We start from the raw sequence: 19,116 nt of genomic DNA, 5'->3' as shown, positions 1-19,116 counted from the left end.
TTCTTAATGATTAAACGTTTTCCGAGTTAGCGGCAGTTTTGATCGCTTTTTTGATCCTTGTATAGGTACCGCAGCGGCAAATGTTGCCGTTCATGGCCATCTCGATCTCCTCATCGGTTGGGTTGGGATTCTTCTTGAGCAATGCGGATGCCGTCATGATCTGTCCTGCCTGGCAATAGCCGCATTGGGGCACATCAACTTCCAACCAGGCTTTTTGAACGGGATGGTCCCCGTTTTCAGACAGTCCCTCGATTGTGGTTATTTCTTGGTTCCCCACGGAAGAGACCGTCAGCATACAGGATCGTGTCGCCACATCCCCAAGATGTACGGTGCATGCCCCGCATTGTGCGATACCACATCCGTATTTGGTCCCGACCATGTTCAAATGGTCCCGCAATACCCAGAGCAGGGGTGTATTAGGGTCTACATCTACCGATAATGTTTCTCCATTGATGTTTAAATTAAAATTAGCCATGAGCTCAATTATTTTTTAAGATTTAATAAATGATATGTTGTTAATAATCTGTATGATTGTAAAAATCACCAATACCCATCCTATACATTATCCTACCAATGGAGGTCTATCCGTAATAAAGGGTTGGTGGTACACGCGTCTTCCCGTGGCTTTGTAAAGGGCATTGGCCAAGGCTCCCATTACCGGAGGAAACGGAGGTTCGCCCAGACCTGTTGGGTCCTTGCCGTTGTCCACAAAGTGAACATCTATGGATTTAGGTGCTTCAGCATGTCGGATCAAGCGATATCTATCGAAGTTTTTTTCCTCGGGAACGCCATCCTTAAAGGTCATGGCACTGTACATCGCCTGTCCAATGCCATCCACAGTACCCCCTTCTGCCATATTCGTAGCTGCATCAGGATTCACCACGATGCCACAATCAATGGCCACACAGACCCTATCGACCTTGGGCTCGTTGCCTTCCATTATAACATCCAATACTTGGGCCACATAGCTGTTATGACAGAAATAGGCGGATACACCTCGGTGGCGTCCAGTGGCCCCTTGGTCCCAGCCTGATTTTTCCCGTACCATTTCCAGTACTCCGGCATAACGATCCGCCTCATAATCATTTCGTTCACCCACAGGGTTCTCTTGGGCTCGTTGTAAGAGGTCCAATCGGAATTGGATAGGATCTTTTCCTGAAGCTTCCGCAACCTCGTCCAAGAAAGACTGCTCGGCTCCTGCAATGAAATTGGATCTTGGGGCCCTGAAGGCACCTGTTGTAATATTTGATTCAATTGTCCAATCCTCCGCAAGGTAATTGTCCAAAGCCCCGGCAGGAAATCTATTGGCAAACAGCGGGCTTTCAGGGATACCTCCCGTTTTTACGTGGAAGGCCACCATATTGTTATTTTCATCCAAGGCTGCCCTATAGGTGGCATAATAGGCCGGTCTATAAATGCCCTGGGTCATATCTTCCTCACGGCTGTATACCAATTTTACCGGGGCCTTGGCCTGTTTTGAAATCAGTGCGGCCTCCACCATAAAGTGACCGTACAATCGACGACCAAAACCTCCCCCTTGCCTAGTCATCATAATATCCACTTTATCCAGGGGGAGGTCCAATCGCGCTGCTATGGCGGTTTCCATCCATTCGGGGGTCTGGGTGGGACCCAATAATTCTGCGTGACCTTCGGTAACATGGGCAAAGAAGTTCATGGGCTCCATGGTATTGTGCGCAAGGAAAGGGCAACTATAGGACCGTTCAACAACCTTTGCTGCATTGGCAAAGGCGGCCTCCGGATTGCCATCCCGACGGACCACCCGTCCCGGGCGTGCATTCATGGCTTCCATTTTTTCCTTATGTGAAGCGGAATTTTCCATGCCTGCGGGATGGTTGACCGTCATATCGTTTCCGAACATGGTCATCCCATAAGTTCTATCCGGGGCTTTTTCCCATTCGATCTGCACGGCCTTTTTAGCCTGCATCACTTGCCAGGTAGTTTCTCCCAATACCACTACCACTTCATTGAAAGCCGTATGGTGGAAAGTACTTCTTTTAAAGTCGTCTTCATAGACCTTGATGGAGAACACATCCTTTATCCCTGGCATCTGTTTGGCCGAAGTGGCATCAAAGGATTTCAATGTCATACCAAAGGCAGGGGGATGGGCCACAGTCGCTATCAACATGCCCTCCCTTTGCACATCAAGGCCGAACAAAGGTTGACCGGTCACAATCTTTTTCCCATCGACATTTTTTCGGGAGGTTCCAATAATGGTAAACTCGGATTGTTCTTTCAGTTCAATTTCTTTGGGCACCTCTAATTTCGATGCTGCCGATGCCATTTCTCCATATCCTGCGGAATTGCCACTGGCTTCGTGCGTGAGCATCCCTGCAACCGCACTTATTTCCGCTATAGGCACTTGCCATGCCTTGGAGGCCGCTTCTTTCAATAAATGACGAGCTGTTGCCCCTGCCATTCTCAGGCCCTGCCAAGAACTACTGATAGATCGGCTTCCCCCGGCAACCTGCCAGCTGTAAAGCTTTGTATTGAGCGGAGCTTGTTCCACGATAACATTTTTCCAATCAATATCCAGTTCATCCGCTACGATCATCGGCATGGAGGTCTTGACATTCTGTCCAATTTCGGGGTTGGGAGACAAGATGGTGACCACCCCGTTATCTCCAATTTTGAGATAACCGTTCATCTCAAACCACTCCTCGGGCATTTCAAGGGCGCTCATGGTCTCAGCTTGCTTGGGCTTACATGCGTTCAACATACTGAACCCCAAGATAAGCCCTCCACTGGCCAAACTTGTATTTTTAATAAATGCCCTTCTTCCTATTTGTGTTTTTATCAGTGTCATGGTGTTTCTCTTTTTAATGATGGATTAAGCGTTGCTTTTCGAAGCCAATTTCACGGCTTTTTTTATGCGTGTATAGGTTCCGCAACGGCAGATATTTCCGTTCATGGACATCTCGATTTCCTCATCCGTTGGGTTGGGATTCTTTTTTAACAGGGCGGATGCCGTCATGATCTGTCCGGCTTGGCAATAACCGCATTGGGGCACATCAACTTCCAACCAGGCTTTTTGTACCGGATGGTCCCCATTTTCGGACAGGCCTTCGATAGTTGTGATCTCTTGGTTCCCCACTGAAGAAACCGTCAGCATACAGGAACGTGTCGCCACATCCCCAAGATGGACGGTGCAGGCACCACATTGGGCGATACCACAGCCATATTTGGTCCCGACCAGGTTCAAATGGTCCCGCAATACCCAGAGCAAGGGAGTATTGGGATCTGCGTCCACTGATAGGGATTCACCATTGATATTTAAATTGAAAGTTGCCATTTTTTAATGTTTTGCTTGAAATTATACATTTTTGACTGTAAAAGACATACGGATTTCAAATATTAGCCCCAAATCAGGTGAAATATTCGCATTACTCCCTAGTCCCTATTTGAATTTCCGCTAACCAAGATGCCACCGCTTCTTCCACTTCATCCTTTCTTTCCCCCTGAATGGCGAGATAAATACCGTCCCTTTCACTGCCTCCCCTTACGGAGAACACTTTGAGAATCTCGCTGTCCGGGCAAAGTTTCCTCACCGTTTGTACCGTGCTCCCCAATCCATAACCTCCATTGGTATTGAACGGAATCAGGGTCTTACCGCGGAGGTCATGATCATGCAGAAAACTCTTCATCGGTGGCGGTAATTGCATCCCCCAAGTGGGAAAGCCTATAAAAATTGTATCATAGCGGTCGGTATCCACTTTGGTTTTCAAGGGCGGTAGAAATCCCGATCTATTTTCGGAGGCCACTTGATCGACAATGGCCCTATAATTTTCGGGATAGGGATTTTCCAGTTCAAGCGCCACTAGATCGCCCCCTACCCTTTTATGGATAATTTCTGCTACCGTTTTTGTATTGTTGGTCCGGGACAAATACACGATCAATATCTTTTTGGGATCTGAATCGTTTGGATTCCCGGTCTCCTTTTGAAAACAAGAGGAAAGCAATAACAATACTACTAAAGCGTAATTCATGGTATGGGCTTATTGATCGATCAAGGCCGATTCCGGCTGGCGTACGCCTACCAAACTTATTTTTTCCAAGGACGCCCGAAACTCCTTTAACTCCCCATTGGTAAATGAAATGTCCATAGCGCCCATATTTTCTTTCACATGGTGCAATTTTGTAGTGCCGGGGATGGGTACGATGTAGGGCTTTTGGGCCAATAGCCAGGCCAATGAGATCTGCGCTGGCGTGGCATTCTTCTTTCGCGCCCATTCCCGCACCAGCACCAGCACCTCCATATGGGCCTTTATGGCCTCAGGGGTGAAATAAGGCACTGCAGCAAATCTGGAATCCTCAGAAAACCTGCTGTATTCGTTGAATTTGTCTCCCAAGAAGCCACGGCATACCGGTCCCCAAGGCACAAAACCGATACCCAGTTCACCACAGGTATCGATCACTTCGTTCTCCAAGGCCCGTTGAATCAAGGAATATTCACTTTGAAGTGCGGCAACCTTTTGTTCCGCATGTGCTTTGCGTATGGTTTTGGGCGAAACCTCTGAAAGACCAAAATGCAGTGCCTTGCCTTCCTGGATCAGCTCCTTGACCGTTCCTGCGACATCCTCTATTGGAACCTCGGGGTCCAATCGGTGCAAATACAATAAATCGATACGATCGGTGCGAAGGCGCTTTAGCATACCTTCGACCGCAGTTCTGATGTGTTCCGGTCTGCTGTTTCTCCCTGCCCTGTTGCCGTTGGAAAAGTCAAATCCGAATTTACTCGCTATGACCACTTGGTCACGCACGGGGGCCAAGGCCTCACCAACCAACTCTTCATCAGTGAATGGACCGTATACCTCTGCGGTATCAAAAAAAGTAACTCCTATATCCACAGCCCCACGGATAACGGGAATCATATCTTTTTTATCCCTGGGCGGGTTATAACTACCGCTTTTCATGCTCATGCATCCCAGACCAATGGGCGATACCTCCAAGGTCCCCAACATTCTTTTTTTTGGTGCTGCCGTTGCATCCACGGATTTGGTTTTACCTGATGTGGTCCCTTGCGCAAAAGCCATGGGGGTGGCTGCCATACCTGCACCCAAAAGTGCTGATTTAGAAATAAAATCCCTTCTGGTATTCTTCTCCACCTTAGCTGCTTCTTTTTCCGATTGTTGGACTGTCTTTTTCATGCCTATTGTTTTTTGTATTACTTTTTACTCTACTGATCCCATGTAAACCTCATCGGTTACGGGTTCCAACCATACTGTTGGTCCAGCCACCCTACTTGTGATGGCTACTTGAATAAATGTTTGTTCGGTGCTCGCCCCATGCCAATGAGGGGTATTCGCCGGGCATTTGACCACCTCCCCTTTTCGCAATATCTTTTTGGGACTTCCCTTCTCCTGGTAAAATCCTTCCCCGTCGATGGCCAGAATAATCTGTCCATTCGGATGGGTGTGCCAATTGGTGCGCGCCCCCGGTTCAAAAGTGACGCTTCCAACGGAATTTCTGTTGATACTGTCCGCATGGACCAACATTTCCAACCACGCGTTGCCTACGAAATTGGCATTGGTTATTTTTTCTCCCTTATCAAAGACAAGGCTGGATTCCGGTTTCACCTCTTTTTCGAGGTCTTTTGCTGTTTCTTTTTTACACGAAAGCACCATGGTTCCGATCAGAAAAAGCACCCATACCGCCCTATAGTTCATCTTTATGTTTTTTTAAAAGGTTATCCTGAAAAAAAACTTTGAGCTTGGATACCGCCTGGTTCACATATTCCGGTTTCCAATAGGTTTGTATATGGGTCGCTCCTTCAATCAAAAACAGTGTTTTGTCTTTGGCGTTGGTCGCTTTGGGAAAAGCATCCAAAGTCAGGTATAATGTTTGTGCATTGCTTCCTGCAATCATTAATAAAGGTTGGTCGATAAGGTCTATATTGTCGGTAGCATCCCAAGACATTAAGTCCATCAAACTGCTTGTGGTATAAAGAAAAGTTGAATTGGGATGGGCGTGTGTCCTGAAATAATATTCATACCCTTCCCGATAAAAATGTGTTGACACTTTCGCCATTGCTTCATCGGTAATACCGTCAACACCGGAATACACAATTTCACCACCTGAAGTTTCCTGCGCTCTTGCATCGGAAGCTTGCTTTAACCTTTCTTGAATGGTTGACACCTGGGAATTCAAAAAGCCATTTTTTCGTACGACTCCCGTATTGAACATACTCAAAGTGGCTACCGCTTTAAACCGTTTATCCGATTGGACCGCTTTCAACGTATATCCCCCACCGCCACAAATGCCCAAAGCACCCAAACGCGCAGCGTCGACACCTGGGTATTGTAGGATAAAATCAGCCATACCGTGAATATCTTCTGTACGGAATTGTGGTTTATCCGTATGACGTGGTTCACCGCCACTTGCTCCTTGGTAGGATGCATCGGCTGTAATGGTAATGTAACCTGCTTCAGCCAATTTTTGCGCATAAAGTCCAGCGGTCTGTTCTTTTACACCTCCATTGGGGTGTGCAACAGTAATTGCCGGATAAGTCTTTGTGGGGTCATAATTGGCAGGTGTGTACACATTTGCGGCAATAGTGATTCCGTTCAGTTGGTAGGTAACAGGATGTATGTTTACTTTGCCGTCTACATTTGCTGTAATGGCGCCTGCATATACCAATCCAAATGGATTCTCTCCCAAGGTCTCTTGCGCTTTTACCGTATTTGTTGCCAGCAGCATCATCGTAAAGGATAGTATTGAAAATTTCATTGTTCTCATAAGGCTCCACATTTTTCCCCTGTTCATTGGCTTTCCGATAAAACAGCGCGCAAAACGGCTTGGGCCGCTTTGGCTTTTTCTTTACCCGCGGTTGTTCCAATAATCCCGACAAAGGCTTTCAATTGCTCGGGCGTATGGCCAACTTTTAAGGAAATGGACAAATGGCTTCTCAGCATGGGGTCCAGATTGCCCAAGGAGGCAATGACGGAAATGGTCGTCAATTCCCTTTGGGCATAGGTCAGCACATCCCGTTCAAAAATATCGGCGAACAGGTGTTCTTTAAGGAACACATCCATTGCAGGGGAAAACTGTTGGTAAGCAGGTTTGGGGCCATCCATTTTGACCTGTAGCAATTCCTCCAGTGTTTCGATTCCACGATCATACTTGTCCCGGGTATCCGTGATCGCAGAGGCTTCCCTGCCCCATACATCTTTAATGCCCTTCTCCTTTCTGTCATCCAAGACATCCAAAAACGTTTGAAGGCCACGGATGCTCCGCGGAAAGCCACAATAGGCATACAAATGTACCAGCACCTCCTTGATCTCATTGACCGTAAGGCCATTGTCCAGCCCATGGTTGAGCTCATCCGACAATTGCTCCAAATTGCCCTGTGCGGTCAAAGAGGCGATCTTGACCATACTTTCCTGTGCTGGACGTAATGCGCCATTGCTATCCTTTGTACTTTGTGCCTGGGTGGAACAAACGCACAAAAGCACGATCAAGCCCATTATCCTGTTTTTGTAAAACATCCTTTTCATCATACTTCTTTCTTCTTTTGGGTTTACTTATAATTCGATTGGGAAAACAGACCGTACCGTCAAAGCCTATATACCCCTTGATTGTATTTGGTGCCTCAGTTCCATGGCCTTTTCAATAATATCCAATCTGGCTTTTCTTGGATCTTTTTTCCCTACAGGTTCCCCATTGGGTTGAATATCCAGAATTTTACCTTCACTTTCTGTATACAAGGGCCATGTGGGCAATCCTTCCCCATTGGGATTACCGGTTTTGGCAAAGTTGGCCCAATAGGTATTCATTTTTTCGGCCAACTGGATATCTTCCGGGGTCGATTCTGGATTGCCCCATCGTGCATCCAGGGTATTGAACACATAGGCACCTTCGGAACCGTGCCCTGCACCGTGTGGCATACGCTCCTTGAAAGCGTCGGAAACGAAATCGAAATGGTAGATGTAGACCGGTTCCCCGACAGCGGCAAATGCGTTTGCGGTGAACCGTGCAGGTTCCCCCCAAACCCAGTCCGTGTTGAATTTTGTGAGCACTTCGGCAAATGCTTTGGTTCCTTCCGGGTCGTAGGCGGCCTTCGCCTCATCGCTCCACCTACCGAACAAGGCAAATAGTTCTTCCTTGGAGCTGCTGTTGTTGACAAACCCACCGCCCACTTCGGCACTGTTGGACCCTATGATCAGGGGCACCTTGGCCTGTCTGTTATTTTTGTAGGCGGTTTCAGCAGTTTCCACGACAAGCTCCCCGTCCAAAATAGGTCCCGAATAGATTCGGGGCCCGCCTTCACCATCGGTTTCCTGTCCTCCATCCACGATTTCCTCCACACTAAGGGCACGAAGTTGTGCCAGTGCTTCGGCACCGGTACCTGCAATACTGTGTTTTTTGGCAAAATTGATTCCTACGGTCTCTGCGGAAACCGGGTAAAATGCATCTGTATTTTCTTCGCGTATCGGTCTTCCGGTAAGTACACCGTCCCTACCGCCGCCGGATTGGCTGATGGCTTTATGAAAAAGGCCTTGGGCACTTGGTATGGTCATCAAAGAATGTACGGACACCCCCCCGGCCGAAAAGCCGAAAATGGTCACGTTGTCCGGGTCGCCCCCGAAGGCAGAAATATTGTCCTGCACCCAATTGAGCGCCGCTATTTGATCCATATAGGCATAGCTCCCTTTGGGTTCCTCTGGATGTTCGGCACTGAGTGCGGGAAAGGCAAAATGTCCCAGACGTCCCAATCGGTAATTGATGGTGACCAAGATCACATTCTGTCCGGCAAATTGAGTTCCGGCAATTCCGGGCCCCGAACCACTGCCCCCAACGAAACCACCACCGTGGATCCACACCATGACCGGAAGTTGGGCGTTTTCAGAAGCACTGGAGGGTTTCCAAAGGTTCAGGTACAGGCAATCCTCGGATGAGCCCTCGACAATGGTTCCCGGAGCTGCTCCCCACCCGGACTGTGCACAGTTGGGCCCATATTGGCTAGCATCACGCACCCCATCCCAGGGTGTTACAGGTTGTGGTGGTCGCCAACGATATTCCCCTACCGGTGGAGCGGCATAGGGAATGCCCTTAAAACTGTGCACTCCATTTTCACTGGAACCTTGAAGGGTTCCTGAGGCTGTTTGTACCATTGGTGGATTTTTTTGTGATGGATCGTTGCCATTTTGCTGTGCGGCCAACGAGAAGCTGAAGGTCAATACCAATCCTAAAATAAATGTTTTCATATGTTTCTTTTAAATGTTTAGCTGCCCGCAAAAGCTGGCCAGCAACTTTTCGATGGAGCAGCAGTGTTTGTCTCAATTCCTGTCCATGGTTTTGCTAAAGGTCAGATCTGCCAATTTCCAAGTCCCGTTTTCCTTCACATAGACTTCGGTGACCATAAAGGGATTGGTCACCTCATTACTGCCCACAACGGCCAAAAGGGTGATCTGGTTCCAAAGGATAACGGTACTTTCGTTCAGCACCTCTACCATGACCTCATGGACATCCGCCTTTTTATAGTGAATAAAACCCTGTCTGATAATATCGACTTCACGCTCCTTGCCCCAGGTACCGCCCATGTGGACAAACTTGGCCTTGTCGTGGAAAAGTGCCTCCAACCGGTCCGCATCCTTATCGGCCATCCATTGCCACTTTTGGGTGGAGAGCGCCTTGATCTCCTCTTCCAGGTCCGATTGTGCATAACACGCGGGAACCATCAGCATCGAGAGGATACATCCAAAAAATAGTGTTTTTATGTGCATGATGTTTGTTTTTATTGTTGTCCAGTGTTCTTAATGTTCGATTTCATGGGTATCGCGGACACTGCTAAAAGTAAGGTCCAACAGCTTCCAGTCACCGCCCTCTTTTTTATAGAATTCGGTCACCGTAAACTCATTGGACACATCATTGCCACGGACATGGGCCACAAGGGTGATCCTGTTCCATAGCACGGCGGTGTCATCGCCAAAAAGCTCGACGGCCACATCGTGGACATCTGCCTGTTTGTACCAGATACTTCCGGATTCAATGATTTCGAGTTCCCTGTCCTTTTTCCAGGAACCGCTCATGTGCACAAATTTGGCCTTGTCATGAAAAAAATCGTCCAGTTTGTCCACATCTTTGTCCGCCATCCATTGCCATTTCGCCATGGAAAGGTCTTTTATTTCCTGTTCAAGTGTTGCATTGTTGATTTCGGGAGCAGGAATACTATTATAGGCCTCATCGGTGAGTTCATCCGTCCATTGCGTAGGTGCATTGCCGCTGATGGCCAAATAGGTCACCGGACTATTGGGTGCCGCTCCATGCCAATGTTCCACATCAGGTGTACACTTGATCACATCCCCAGCTCGCACGACCTGTACCTCTTTACCTTTTTCCTGATAAAAACCAACCCCATGGGTAATCAGTAATTTTTGTCCCTTAGGGTGTAAATGCCAATTGAGTTTGGCTCCTGCCGCCGAGACTGCCTGTGCCACATTATAGTCAAATGTTTCATCGGCATCTATGACGTGCGTCAACCAAACATCACCGGTATGGTGAACGTTTGGTGCTTTTTCTCCCATGGGAAATATAGCTTCTTGTGCATGGATACTTCCAACGACACCACACATACAAAACGAAGCCATAACAGCAGCATACTTAATATTCATTATCATTTATTTAGAATTTATGGTTTATAGTCTTTCTTATTGATCCAATCCTTTTTCTTTCAGCCAATCGGACAGTAGATCGGCGATCTCCACATTGTTCAGATCTGAAAAGGGAAAATGGGTATTCCCCTTGAACCCCGCCTCGGGCAAATGCACCAAGGTCACATCCCCTCCATGATCGTTCACGGTTTTGGTCCATTGCCTTGCCATGGCAAGGGCCGCCCTCCATTGTTCCTGCCCTGGGTTCTCCACAGGCTCATTGGGGATATAGTCTCCATAGTAGATGACAATCGGGATTTCCGTTAGGCGTTTAAAATCATCCATGGACACTCCCCGGGCACTCAAGGCCCCGCCCAAATACGGAATGGTCTCTGGCACCTCTCCTTGGGGAAACACAAAATTGCTTCCCGGCTCATAGGCCACAATGGCCTTGATATTTTTGTTATCCAAGGCCGTCACCCAGCCTTGCCCCCCACTATGGGAATGCGTGACAAGAATGGCCGGTCCGATTTTATCAATAAGGGCCGATACCGCCTTGATATTGACATGGATATCCAATGGCCCGGTATCAGGCGTCATCTGTCTAAAATAGTGGTCCAAGGCCTTTGGGTCTTTGGAGAATTGGACACCGGGATAAAACTCGGTTCCCAGTCCCAACCTAAAAATACCGAACCACAACTGGTCATCCGTGGCCGCACCGATGGTTGTCGGTTCTGTTCCCCGACCGGACAGACCACGCCGCGGCTGATCCAATAGGTATACGGAATAATCCCTGCGCAAAAACAGGCTTTGAAATCCCTCCCTTCCATCGGGCGTGGTCTGCCAAGTTCGCATGGACTGGCCGTACCCGTGCCAAAACACCAAGGGAAGTTCTCTCGCATCCACCGGTATTTGATACAGTACGGTCGCATGGTCCCCGTGCAGGGTCTGACCCTCCGTACTTTGGTCAGATGGATTGAAGGCACCATCCACAATGGGATCAAAGGTTCCCGCACTGATCTTTACCGTGCCGCCTGCGGTAAAACTGCCTTGTTGTTCTATCAATATAGGGCTTTTTTGGGCAAGGAGAAAATAGGGCATGGCACACAACAGTGCCAAAGCCATGCTAGAATTTAATCTAAATGTTTTCATCATATTCAATTCCAATATTCATTTTTTTTAAAGTGATCGTTCCCCCAGCCATTTTACCATATTGGGATCCCGGTGGTCAAAAAAACTGCTGGACCCTAGATCCATGGTCTTCATGGTTTCGATGTCGTCCTGCCCCAGTTCAAAATCAAAAATGTTGAAATTTTCCTCCATCCGCCCCTTATGGGCAGATTTGGGAATGGCCACAATATCGCGCTGGATCAACCAACGCAAAACAACCTGAGCAATGGATTTGTCATATTTTCCGCCAATGTCTGCCAATACTTCATTTTTGAAAAGGTCGTTTCTGCCTTCGGCAAAGGGGCCCCATGCTTCCATTTGGATTTGGTTTTCCCTTAAAAACTCTTGGTTCCCGTATTGTTGGTGAAAGGGATGGGTCTCGATTTGGTTCACCGTAGGCACAATAGCATTGTGTACCATCAGGTCCATCACCCGGTCGGGATGAAAATTGCTCACCCCGATGGCTCGGATCCGCCCCTCTTTGTACAAATGCTCCATGGCTCGCCAGGAGCCATGCACATCACCCATGGGCTGATGGATCAGGTAAAGATCCAAATAGTCCAACTGCAAGAGTTCCATGGACTTTTCAAAAGCCGCCAAGGTACCTTCATACCCTTGGGACTGTATCCATAGTTTCGTTGTAATAAACAGTTCTTCCCTGGGCACCCCACTTTTTTTAATGGCCTCGCCCACGGCAAATTCATTGCCGTAGGAAGCTGCAGTATCGATCAATCGGTATCCGGTCTCCAAGGCATGGAGGACAATTTCCTCGCATTCTTTGAGGTCCGGAATTTGAAAAACTCCAAATCCCAGTAGTGGCATTTCGACCCCATTGTTCAATTTTATCTGCTTCATGTTACAAATATCGTCACAGAAGTAGGGAAGAATTGTATACAGAATACTGGATATACTACCAATATTACTGATATATAGATAAGGGTGGCACACGCTGTCCCAATTTTTCTAAATTTGTCTCTAACAAACAATTGGAACATGAAAGGCACATACCGATTTAATACCGTGAACGACTATAATATGTTGAACAACCACAAAACCTTACACCCTTTGGTAAGCGTTCTTGATTTCTCCAAGGCCAAACCAAGGGATTGGGACGGTAATAAAAAAGTACGGCTGTATTTCGGATTTTACTGTGTTTTCTTAAAGCAGGTCAAAGAATGTGACCTTCGCTATGGCCGTCAATATTACGACTACCAGGAAGGAACCTTGGTCTTTGTATCCCCGGGGCAAATCTTGGAAGTGGAAACGGACGGTACCGTCTACCAGCCCATGGGCCATGCACTGGCTTTTCATCCGGACTTGATTCACGGCACCCAATTGGCACAGAGCATTGACTCCTATAATTATTTCGGGTACAATTCGAACGAGGCGCTCCACATATCCGATCATGAAAAAGAAGTTGTCTTGGATTGTTTGGACAAAATCAATTATGAACTCAAACAGGGCGTGGACAAGCACAGTAAAAAACTTATCACTTCCAACATTGAGCTCTTTTTGAATTATTGTGATCGTTTTTATGATCGCCAGTTCATTACCAGGGACAACGAGAACAAAGGGATCCTGGAACGGTTCGAAACTACCTTGAAAAATTATTTCAATTCCGATGCTCCCCAAAAAATAGGCCTTCCCTCGGTCTCCTTTTTTGCCGATGAGTTCCATTTATCGCCCAATTATTTTGGTGACCTGATCAAAAATGAAACCGGTAAATCGGCCAAGGACCATATTCAGGACCATATCATTGAAATTGCCAAGGCAAAAACCTTCAACACGGAAAAATCCGTCAGTGAAATTGCGTACGAACTCGGGTTCAAATATCCCCAACATTTTAGCCGCTTGTTCAAAAACAAAGTAGGCTACTCGCCCAATGAGTACAGAAATTTGAATTAGCAGGAGTAACGGAAAGGCAGAAAAGATGCCTTGCATTTCTTCAATTTTTTACAATTAAGGATTACCTCTGTGAAGGTTCCACCTCAAAGTACGGGACCACGTTGGTCCAATAATGATTAGCGTACCGTATTTATAAACAACAGCAGGCTTTTGCTTTCGTATCCAATAGAAGATACTTTCAAATCTATTCCCAATATGCCCATTGTGCTTTAAAGGTTTAACCAATAGGTCAATTTTAAATTTAGCGAACGGAACCTGGGACCGAAAGTTCCGGTAAAGTAGTTGTCATTGTACACCAAATAAAGATCTGACAAGGGTGCAAAACGCCATTGCAACCTTGAGTTGATACCCAGGTTTTCCTGTTGGTTACTGTATTGGGCCAATGTGGACCAGAACACACTTTTGCTAAAGGTGATATCCGCCTTGAACGTAGCAAAGAAAATGTCGGCATCGGCATAAGGTTCCGGTAAACGGATACCGTTGTAATCGATGCCCACGCTAAATTGTGCCTTGGGCTGTACGCGCAATCCCATTTCAGCCCTGATGGACTGAATATCACCATTAAAAAAACGGCCCAGGACAGCAGTGGCAGTATAGGTGAACCGCTTGCTGGTATTGGAGGAATAGGTCATTTCCAATTGGTTAAAATGATACCCTTGGTCTCCCGGCAATGGGGTGGCTCCTTCGGTACGGGTAGGGTCAAAGGGACGTGTAAGGTATATAAAGTTGTTCGTGTAGACTGCTTCAGCCGTGGCTTGGTTCTTAAAGGCAACTTCCCAGCTGGCACTATACCTGTGGTCTGTTTTTTTGTAATCCAAGGAAGGTCTCCAGTAGCTCACCGTCAACAATCTCGGTGCATGGGTATTTATGATTCCGCTTCCCGTGTAAAATATGCGCTTAATGCCATTGCCCCATTTTAAGATATCGGTTCTTGGAACAAAGCCAAGGTCGGCCGTGAAATCTTGATCGATGTAGACCAAATCCTGAATAATCTCCCATCGGCGCGGGTTGTAGGTAAAGGTGGCCTGTGATGAAAAGTTGCCTTTCTTATCATTGGGTTGAAAGGATTTGTGCACATAGAACTTTCCGTTCCATATATTGTCCGCGGAAGCAAGGTTATAATCGATGCCCACCACACGGTTATAGTTTTCATCGGGCGTGATATATTCGTCGTCCCCAACGGCTTGACGGTTTACCAAGAACGCCCCAATGTTGGAACGACTGCCAATTTTTCGTTGCAAGGCCAACATCATGTTGTTGTTGGAGGCTATCTCGTTGGTTTCGTCCTTGGCCGTCTGTAAATTGAGAATCCCGAGACGCCAATCTTTATTGAGTTTGCCACTCAACCGTACACCCCCGATAATATCATTTTGAATAAGGTTGCCCAAGGTATCACGGGCAAGCCCGATACGCCTGGAGAAAAATGGCTTGGCCTCGTTAAAGGAGTTGCCAAAATTCTCGAAAAGGTCGCTATTGTCAATGAAAAATTGTCTTTTTTCGGGTAATCGGACCTCAAAACGGGTCAGGTTGGTGAAAATATCGTCGACTTCCACATTGGAAAAATCGGGGTTAAGGGTCAAGTCCAGGTTCATCCCATTCCCTATGGCTATCTTGGCATCTCCCCCAGTCTTGAATTGGGCATTGGCAACATCGGTCCCATGATCTTTGTCAGTAAGGACATTTATATAGGGGATCAAGGCTATGGGCATGCGCGATTCCCCCAATGGTTTTTCGAATACCAATTCCCCCATATCGGCAAGACTGGAAAGCAATTGTTGTTGTGGCACCCTGACCCAGGTGTCCTGCTGGTTCACCTGATTGTTCCAGCGATAGGGACGGAATCGCCAGGTATTGGAGTTTTCCGGAAATTTGAGGGATGTAAAAGGTATGGCCACCTCAATAACAAAATGGTCATCATAACGTGTGGCCTCGGCTTGCCATTTGATGTCCCAAGTATTGTTGAATGCCGCGCCACCTTCAGAAACAAGCCCTTCACGTTGCACACCAAACGGGGTCACACCAAAAAAGTAGGCCGTGGTCCCATCACTGAAGGTGTCAAATAGCAACGAAATATTATCATTCGTGGCCGCGCCGAAATCCCTTCTTAAGGTGGACACTACATAGTCTCCCGGTTTCTTTACGGCATGGACACCCACATATAGATGCGTATCCGAGAACAACACCCGTACCTCGGTAGGATATTCCGCTTGTACTTGGTCCGACGGGAAAAATTGTTGAAAATCGCCTGCAATCTCAGCGGTTTGCCAAATCGGTTCATTCATAACCCCATCCAAGGTAATGGCCTGATCGATGTATTTTGCAGTTACTTTTTTCGAGGTCGTTTGCCCATAGGCTTCAATGCAAAAAATAAAGACCAAAGCTGTCGCATACCATTTCACCAATCCTGCCATTCGTATTCTATTAGGGTGTTAATTTATCGTGGGCCACAAAAATAATACGGCAACAGGCCCCGGATACTACCTGAATTACTGATGTTACAACCAATTTTACAGGTCTGGCATTCAAAACTGGAATTGCTTGAAATCAATCCATTCCATTTACAACAAAACATAGGCTCAGCAGCAGCATCTCCTTGAAAGCAAAAGTCGCTCCAGGTCTTTCTGTTTGCTTGATCATAAGGTGCCCCCTCCCCTGATAACAATCTGCTGCCAACCTTAAGTGCCATCCTATAGCAATTGATTTTCTCTTGGAATCAACGCATCTCTAATCAGAAATGATAAAGGAGAACATAAAGGATGTACTTTACGGCATTGCAATAACGCCTCCTCATATGAAAAAGCAAAAATCCGATCATTTTATCAACGTTTCTTCTGTGGCTGGACACATTTCTTTTTTAGGGTCTGCAACAAAAAGTACTGTAAAGGTGATATCGGAAGGTTTAAGGCAAGAAGTTTCTCCATTCAACATCCGTACCAAAATCATTTCTACTGGAGGGGTAAAAATTGAACTTTTGGAACATATTACTGACGGTGATAACCAAACAGCCAATCGAACCTATGTTGGCAAACTGGGAACCATGCGAAATGTTTTTGCGCCAAAAAGCATTCAATCTTTTGATCTGATGATTTTTGTGCCAAAGATTGATCCTTCGGTTTCCATTCAATTCCTTAAGATCGATTTCAAGTTCCTCGTCATCCCCCAAAACAAACTTTGGAAGTACATATACAAACCTTTTGGAACTCCCTCCACTAATTTTACTCTGCCCTTGGTGTTTGTACATCGGAACCATTTCCAGTCTTTGATGGGAGGCCTTTTTCTTTTTTGTCCCGGCAATACTATAAACTTTTAGATAGTCCACCTCAAAATCAATGTTCGAATTATTTGACACTTGCATGACCAAATAGGTCACATCCCCGTTATAGGTCATTTTCTGTAACTGAAGTTTAATGCTTCTTTTCCGCTTGGTGGCCAACCGTTCGTTCTTGCGCTTTAAAAGGTAGCTACAAAAACGTTCAAAATATTCCCTGCGCTTCGCAGTACTGTCCAGTTCTTTGTCCTCTTGTTTTTGGCCAATTACAATCGATCTTTCGGTCCCGATACTTTCAGAATCGGCAACAAAATGGTTCAATTTGCCGAGCTGTTTTCGATATTTCAGGATATAGGAATATACCCGTCCATCCTTGGTCAACACCAATAGGTTGCTTTCTTTGCCCGGACTGGCTTGTACCAAACCAAGGTACTGCTCCTTTTCCCGGTTATAGGTAAACACAAAATTCGGAGCGCCCACAATGCCCTGACGGATAGGTTCAGGAAAGAACAAAGCCACGTTCTTATGCTCGTTCGCATAGATGGTGTCCAAATGTTTTTGTGCCGACATTTGGCTACTTATTATAAGTATGGAGATTATTAAAATACGTTTCATTGTTTTAGCTTTAAAATGAGTTGATAATTGTCCATTATGGTGACCTTGACCAAGCGGTTGTCCCTTTGAAAAAGTGATTTGATGCCCCTTACCTGCGGCACACCACTGATATTGATATCATCAATGGCATCCCCCACCACTTCCCTTCCGGCCTCCGCCCGAAAACTGTTCTCGATATAGATGCCCTCACTGCCATCCTGAAGGTCATATGCTCCGAGATTTATGGGGTTGTGGTCGATATGTTCAATATTGATCATGGCCCTATTGGGTTTAAAGCTCACGAATCCGTAAATGGCCGTATTCCTTGGAATCACGGTACCATTGATCATGGCCTCTTCCAAGAGCCGCATCCGCAATCGGTTATGCTGGCGTACCGTTTGGGTGCCATCCACCCTGACCAAGAGCTGAGCATCCGTGGTTTCGTTCACCTCCATGGGCCTTTCCATGGGGTTTGAGGCAAAGAACAACTCGTGCTCCAACCCCAATTCCTTCACTTCAATGGATGGGTCTTTGTCATTAACTTTTTTAGAAGTTGATACCGTATCCCTTTTGGTATTGCCCATTGCCATTTTCCCGGTCTTGGATTTCCGATATGTCCCTTCCGAGTAATCAATGCGCCCTTCATTGTAGATACTGTCAATGATCCGTATCCTTTTCTTTTCCATCAGGTCCGGGTCGTATACCCCTGTGGAATCCAACAGGTTCTCATCATAGATGCTCGGGGCATTGATCTGCCGCTCTTCCTTGATGGCATCCAGGGCCTCCAGTTTGGTTTTGTACTGCTCCTGCTCCTCCCCCAGTTCCGGTACCGGAATCTGGTTATTGTCAATGGTAGGCTCTTCGTCCTCGCCCAATGCCATCGTCGCATAGCCCACAATGAACAGGACCACGCAAAGAACGACTGCCGCAAAGACAATCTTATTTTTCTCTACTTTCATAATTTTCAATTCTTTTTAAGGTATTTTCAAAAAAGTTGGTGATCAACAGGCCATGGGTATTGTTCGGAAAGTTCCGGTCCACATGGATCAGGTTTCCCGTGGTGGTCAGCTCATAGGTATCGGTGACCGACCCACGGTTGATCTCAAATACGGTGACGGTCTCAAAGGTGTAAGGCTCCGTTTGCAGGTCCACCTTGGATGCAATGCTACGCACTTTCTGTACCAGGGAATATTGCAGCAAACGGTTATAGAACCCTTCCGCTTTTTTCTGTCGGTAGAGGGCATCCACCGAAGCATTGCCCAACCAAAGGGCCTTTTCCATATGTTGCTCATAATTGGCCGCATCCACTTCATAGAATAATCGATGAAACTGTTCCAAATGGGCCAAGGCCTCTACTTCAAGGTTCTCCCTTTGGTCGATGAGCTTCAAGGGAATCACGTCCCCCTGATCACTGACCATAAAAGCTTGGTTTAGGGCCTGATGATGTGTTCGAACGACCAGAATCACGGAAACTAGCGATACCAATCCCGAGACAATGATAACAGAGAGGACCACGAAGCGGTTCATTCGCAAAAGCTGTTGGATATTTTTAAAAGGTGTTTTCATAGATCA

18 protein-coding genes and 1 pseudogene are annotated in these 19,116 nt (G+C 46.7%); 2 read left to right on the top strand and 17 right to left on the bottom strand.

Going from position 1 to position 19,116, the window contains the following annotated elements; all coding sequences use genetic code 11:
* Positions 1-10: 10 nt before the first annotated feature.
* The 13 genes from AC13CS_RS07795 to AC13CS_RS07735 form a co-directional block, all read right to left on the bottom strand.
* Positions 11-475 carry a (2Fe-2S)-binding protein gene (locus AC13CS_RS07795; protein ID WP_293164714.1) on the bottom strand — a complete coding sequence of 155 codons (465 nt, stop codon included), beginning with the start codon at positions 473-475 and terminating at the stop codon, positions 11-13.
* Between the two features lie 87 nt (positions 476-562).
* Entirely contained in the window at positions 563-2,824 is a 2,262-nt protein-coding gene (locus tag AC13CS_RS07790) for a molybdopterin cofactor-binding domain-containing protein (protein ID WP_293164717.1), read from the bottom strand.
* Between the two features lie 24 nt (positions 2,825-2,848).
* Positions 2,849-3,310, bottom strand: a complete 462-nt coding sequence (locus tag AC13CS_RS07785) for a (2Fe-2S)-binding protein (protein WP_293164720.1) — start codon at positions 3,308-3,310, stop codon at positions 2,849-2,851.
* A 91-nt stretch (positions 3,311-3,401) separates the two neighbouring features.
* Complete coding sequence (locus AC13CS_RS07780) at positions 3,402-4,004, bottom strand: flavodoxin (protein WP_293164723.1); 603 nt, start codon at positions 4,002-4,004, stop codon at positions 3,402-3,404.
* 9 nt (positions 4,005-4,013) lie between these two features.
* Complete coding sequence (locus AC13CS_RS07775; RefSeq protein WP_293164726.1) at positions 4,014-5,165, bottom strand: aldo/keto reductase; 1,152 nt, start codon at positions 5,163-5,165, stop codon at positions 4,014-4,016.
* A 24-nt stretch (positions 5,166-5,189) separates the two neighbouring features.
* On the bottom strand, positions 5,190-5,684 hold the full coding sequence (locus AC13CS_RS07770; protein WP_293164729.1) for a cupin domain-containing protein: 495 nt from the start codon (positions 5,682-5,684) through the stop codon (positions 5,190-5,192).
* Complete coding sequence (locus AC13CS_RS07765) at positions 5,674-6,753, bottom strand: alpha/beta hydrolase (protein ID WP_293164732.1); 1,080 nt, start codon at positions 6,751-6,753, stop codon at positions 5,674-5,676. The genes AC13CS_RS07770 and AC13CS_RS07765 overlap by 11 nt, the downstream gene beginning before the upstream one ends.
* A gap of 23 nt (positions 6,754-6,776) precedes the next feature.
* Positions 6,777-7,481, bottom strand: a complete 705-nt coding sequence (locus AC13CS_RS07760; RefSeq protein ID WP_293164735.1) for a carboxymuconolactone decarboxylase family protein — start codon at positions 7,479-7,481, stop codon at positions 6,777-6,779.
* 96 nt (positions 7,482-7,577) lie between these two features.
* Positions 7,578-9,221 carry a carboxylesterase family protein gene (locus AC13CS_RS07755; protein WP_293164737.1) on the bottom strand — a complete coding sequence of 548 codons (1,644 nt, stop codon included), beginning with the start codon at positions 9,219-9,221 and terminating at the stop codon, positions 7,578-7,580.
* 72 nt (positions 9,222-9,293) lie between these two features.
* Positions 9,294-9,740 carry a nuclear transport factor 2 family protein gene (locus AC13CS_RS07750; protein WP_293164740.1) on the bottom strand — a complete coding sequence of 149 codons (447 nt, stop codon included), beginning with the start codon at positions 9,738-9,740 and terminating at the stop codon, positions 9,294-9,296.
* 30 nt (positions 9,741-9,770) lie between these two features.
* The gene (locus AC13CS_RS07745; RefSeq protein WP_293164743.1) at positions 9,771-10,628 is read right to left on the bottom strand and encodes a DUF4440 domain-containing protein; all 858 of its coding nucleotides are present in this window, start codon (positions 10,626-10,628) and stop codon (positions 9,771-9,773) included.
* 36 nt (positions 10,629-10,664) lie between these two features.
* Positions 10,665-11,732 carry an alpha/beta hydrolase gene (locus AC13CS_RS07740; RefSeq protein WP_293164746.1) on the bottom strand — a complete coding sequence of 356 codons (1,068 nt, stop codon included), beginning with the start codon at positions 11,730-11,732 and terminating at the stop codon, positions 10,665-10,667.
* Between the two features lie 54 nt (positions 11,733-11,786).
* Entirely contained in the window at positions 11,787-12,632 is an 846-nt protein-coding gene (locus tag AC13CS_RS07735) for an aldo/keto reductase (protein ID WP_293164749.1), read from the bottom strand.
* Between the two features lie 138 nt (positions 12,633-12,770).
* On the opposite strand from AC13CS_RS07735, the gene AC13CS_RS07730 reads away from it, so the two are divergent.
* A complete protein-coding gene (locus AC13CS_RS07730; protein ID WP_293164752.1) occupies positions 12,771-13,682 on the top strand; it encodes a helix-turn-helix domain-containing protein in 912 nt (303 codons plus the stop codon).
* Between the two features lie 209 nt (positions 13,683-13,891).
* Here AC13CS_RS07730 and AC13CS_RS07725 read toward each other — a convergent pair whose 3' ends face one another.
* Positions 13,892-16,093 carry a DUF5916 domain-containing protein gene (locus AC13CS_RS07725; RefSeq protein WP_293164755.1) on the bottom strand — a complete coding sequence of 734 codons (2,202 nt, stop codon included), beginning with the start codon at positions 16,091-16,093 and terminating at the stop codon, positions 13,892-13,894.
* Positions 16,094-16,416: 323 nt separating this feature from the next.
* Here AC13CS_RS07725 and AC13CS_RS07720 point away from each other — a divergent pair.
* Positions 16,417-16,611 (top strand): annotated as a pseudogene (locus AC13CS_RS07720) (oxidoreductase); the annotation flags it as partial.
* Here AC13CS_RS07720 and AC13CS_RS07715 read toward each other — a convergent pair.
* The 3 genes from AC13CS_RS07715 to AC13CS_RS07705 are packed head-to-tail and all read right to left on the bottom strand — an operon-like array spanning position 16,582 to position 19,110.
* Complete coding sequence (locus tag AC13CS_RS07715) at positions 16,582-17,565, bottom strand: DUF4138 domain-containing protein (RefSeq protein ID WP_293164758.1); 984 nt, start codon at positions 17,563-17,565, stop codon at positions 16,582-16,584. The pseudogene AC13CS_RS07720 and the gene AC13CS_RS07715 sit on opposite strands and share 30 nt — an antisense overlap.
* Positions 17,562-18,503, bottom strand: coding sequence for a conjugative transposon protein TraM (gene traM, locus AC13CS_RS07710; protein WP_293164761.1), 942 nt, complete (start codon positions 18,501-18,503; stop codon positions 17,562-17,564). The genes AC13CS_RS07715 and traM overlap by 4 nt, the downstream gene beginning before the upstream one ends.
* The gene (locus AC13CS_RS07705) at positions 18,484-19,110 is read right to left on the bottom strand and encodes a conjugal transfer protein TraK (protein ID WP_293164764.1); all 627 of its coding nucleotides are present in this window, start codon (positions 19,108-19,110) and stop codon (positions 18,484-18,486) included. Before AC13CS_RS07705 ends, traM begins: the two co-directional genes overlap by 20 nt.
* Positions 19,111-19,116: the final 6 nt, after the last annotated feature.

The sequence above is a fragment of the Flagellimonas sp. B-3 genome (assembly GCF_056857835.1).
The sequence above is the reverse complement of the archived record's forward strand: the minus strand, read 5'-3'. Positions and strand labels throughout refer to the sequence as shown.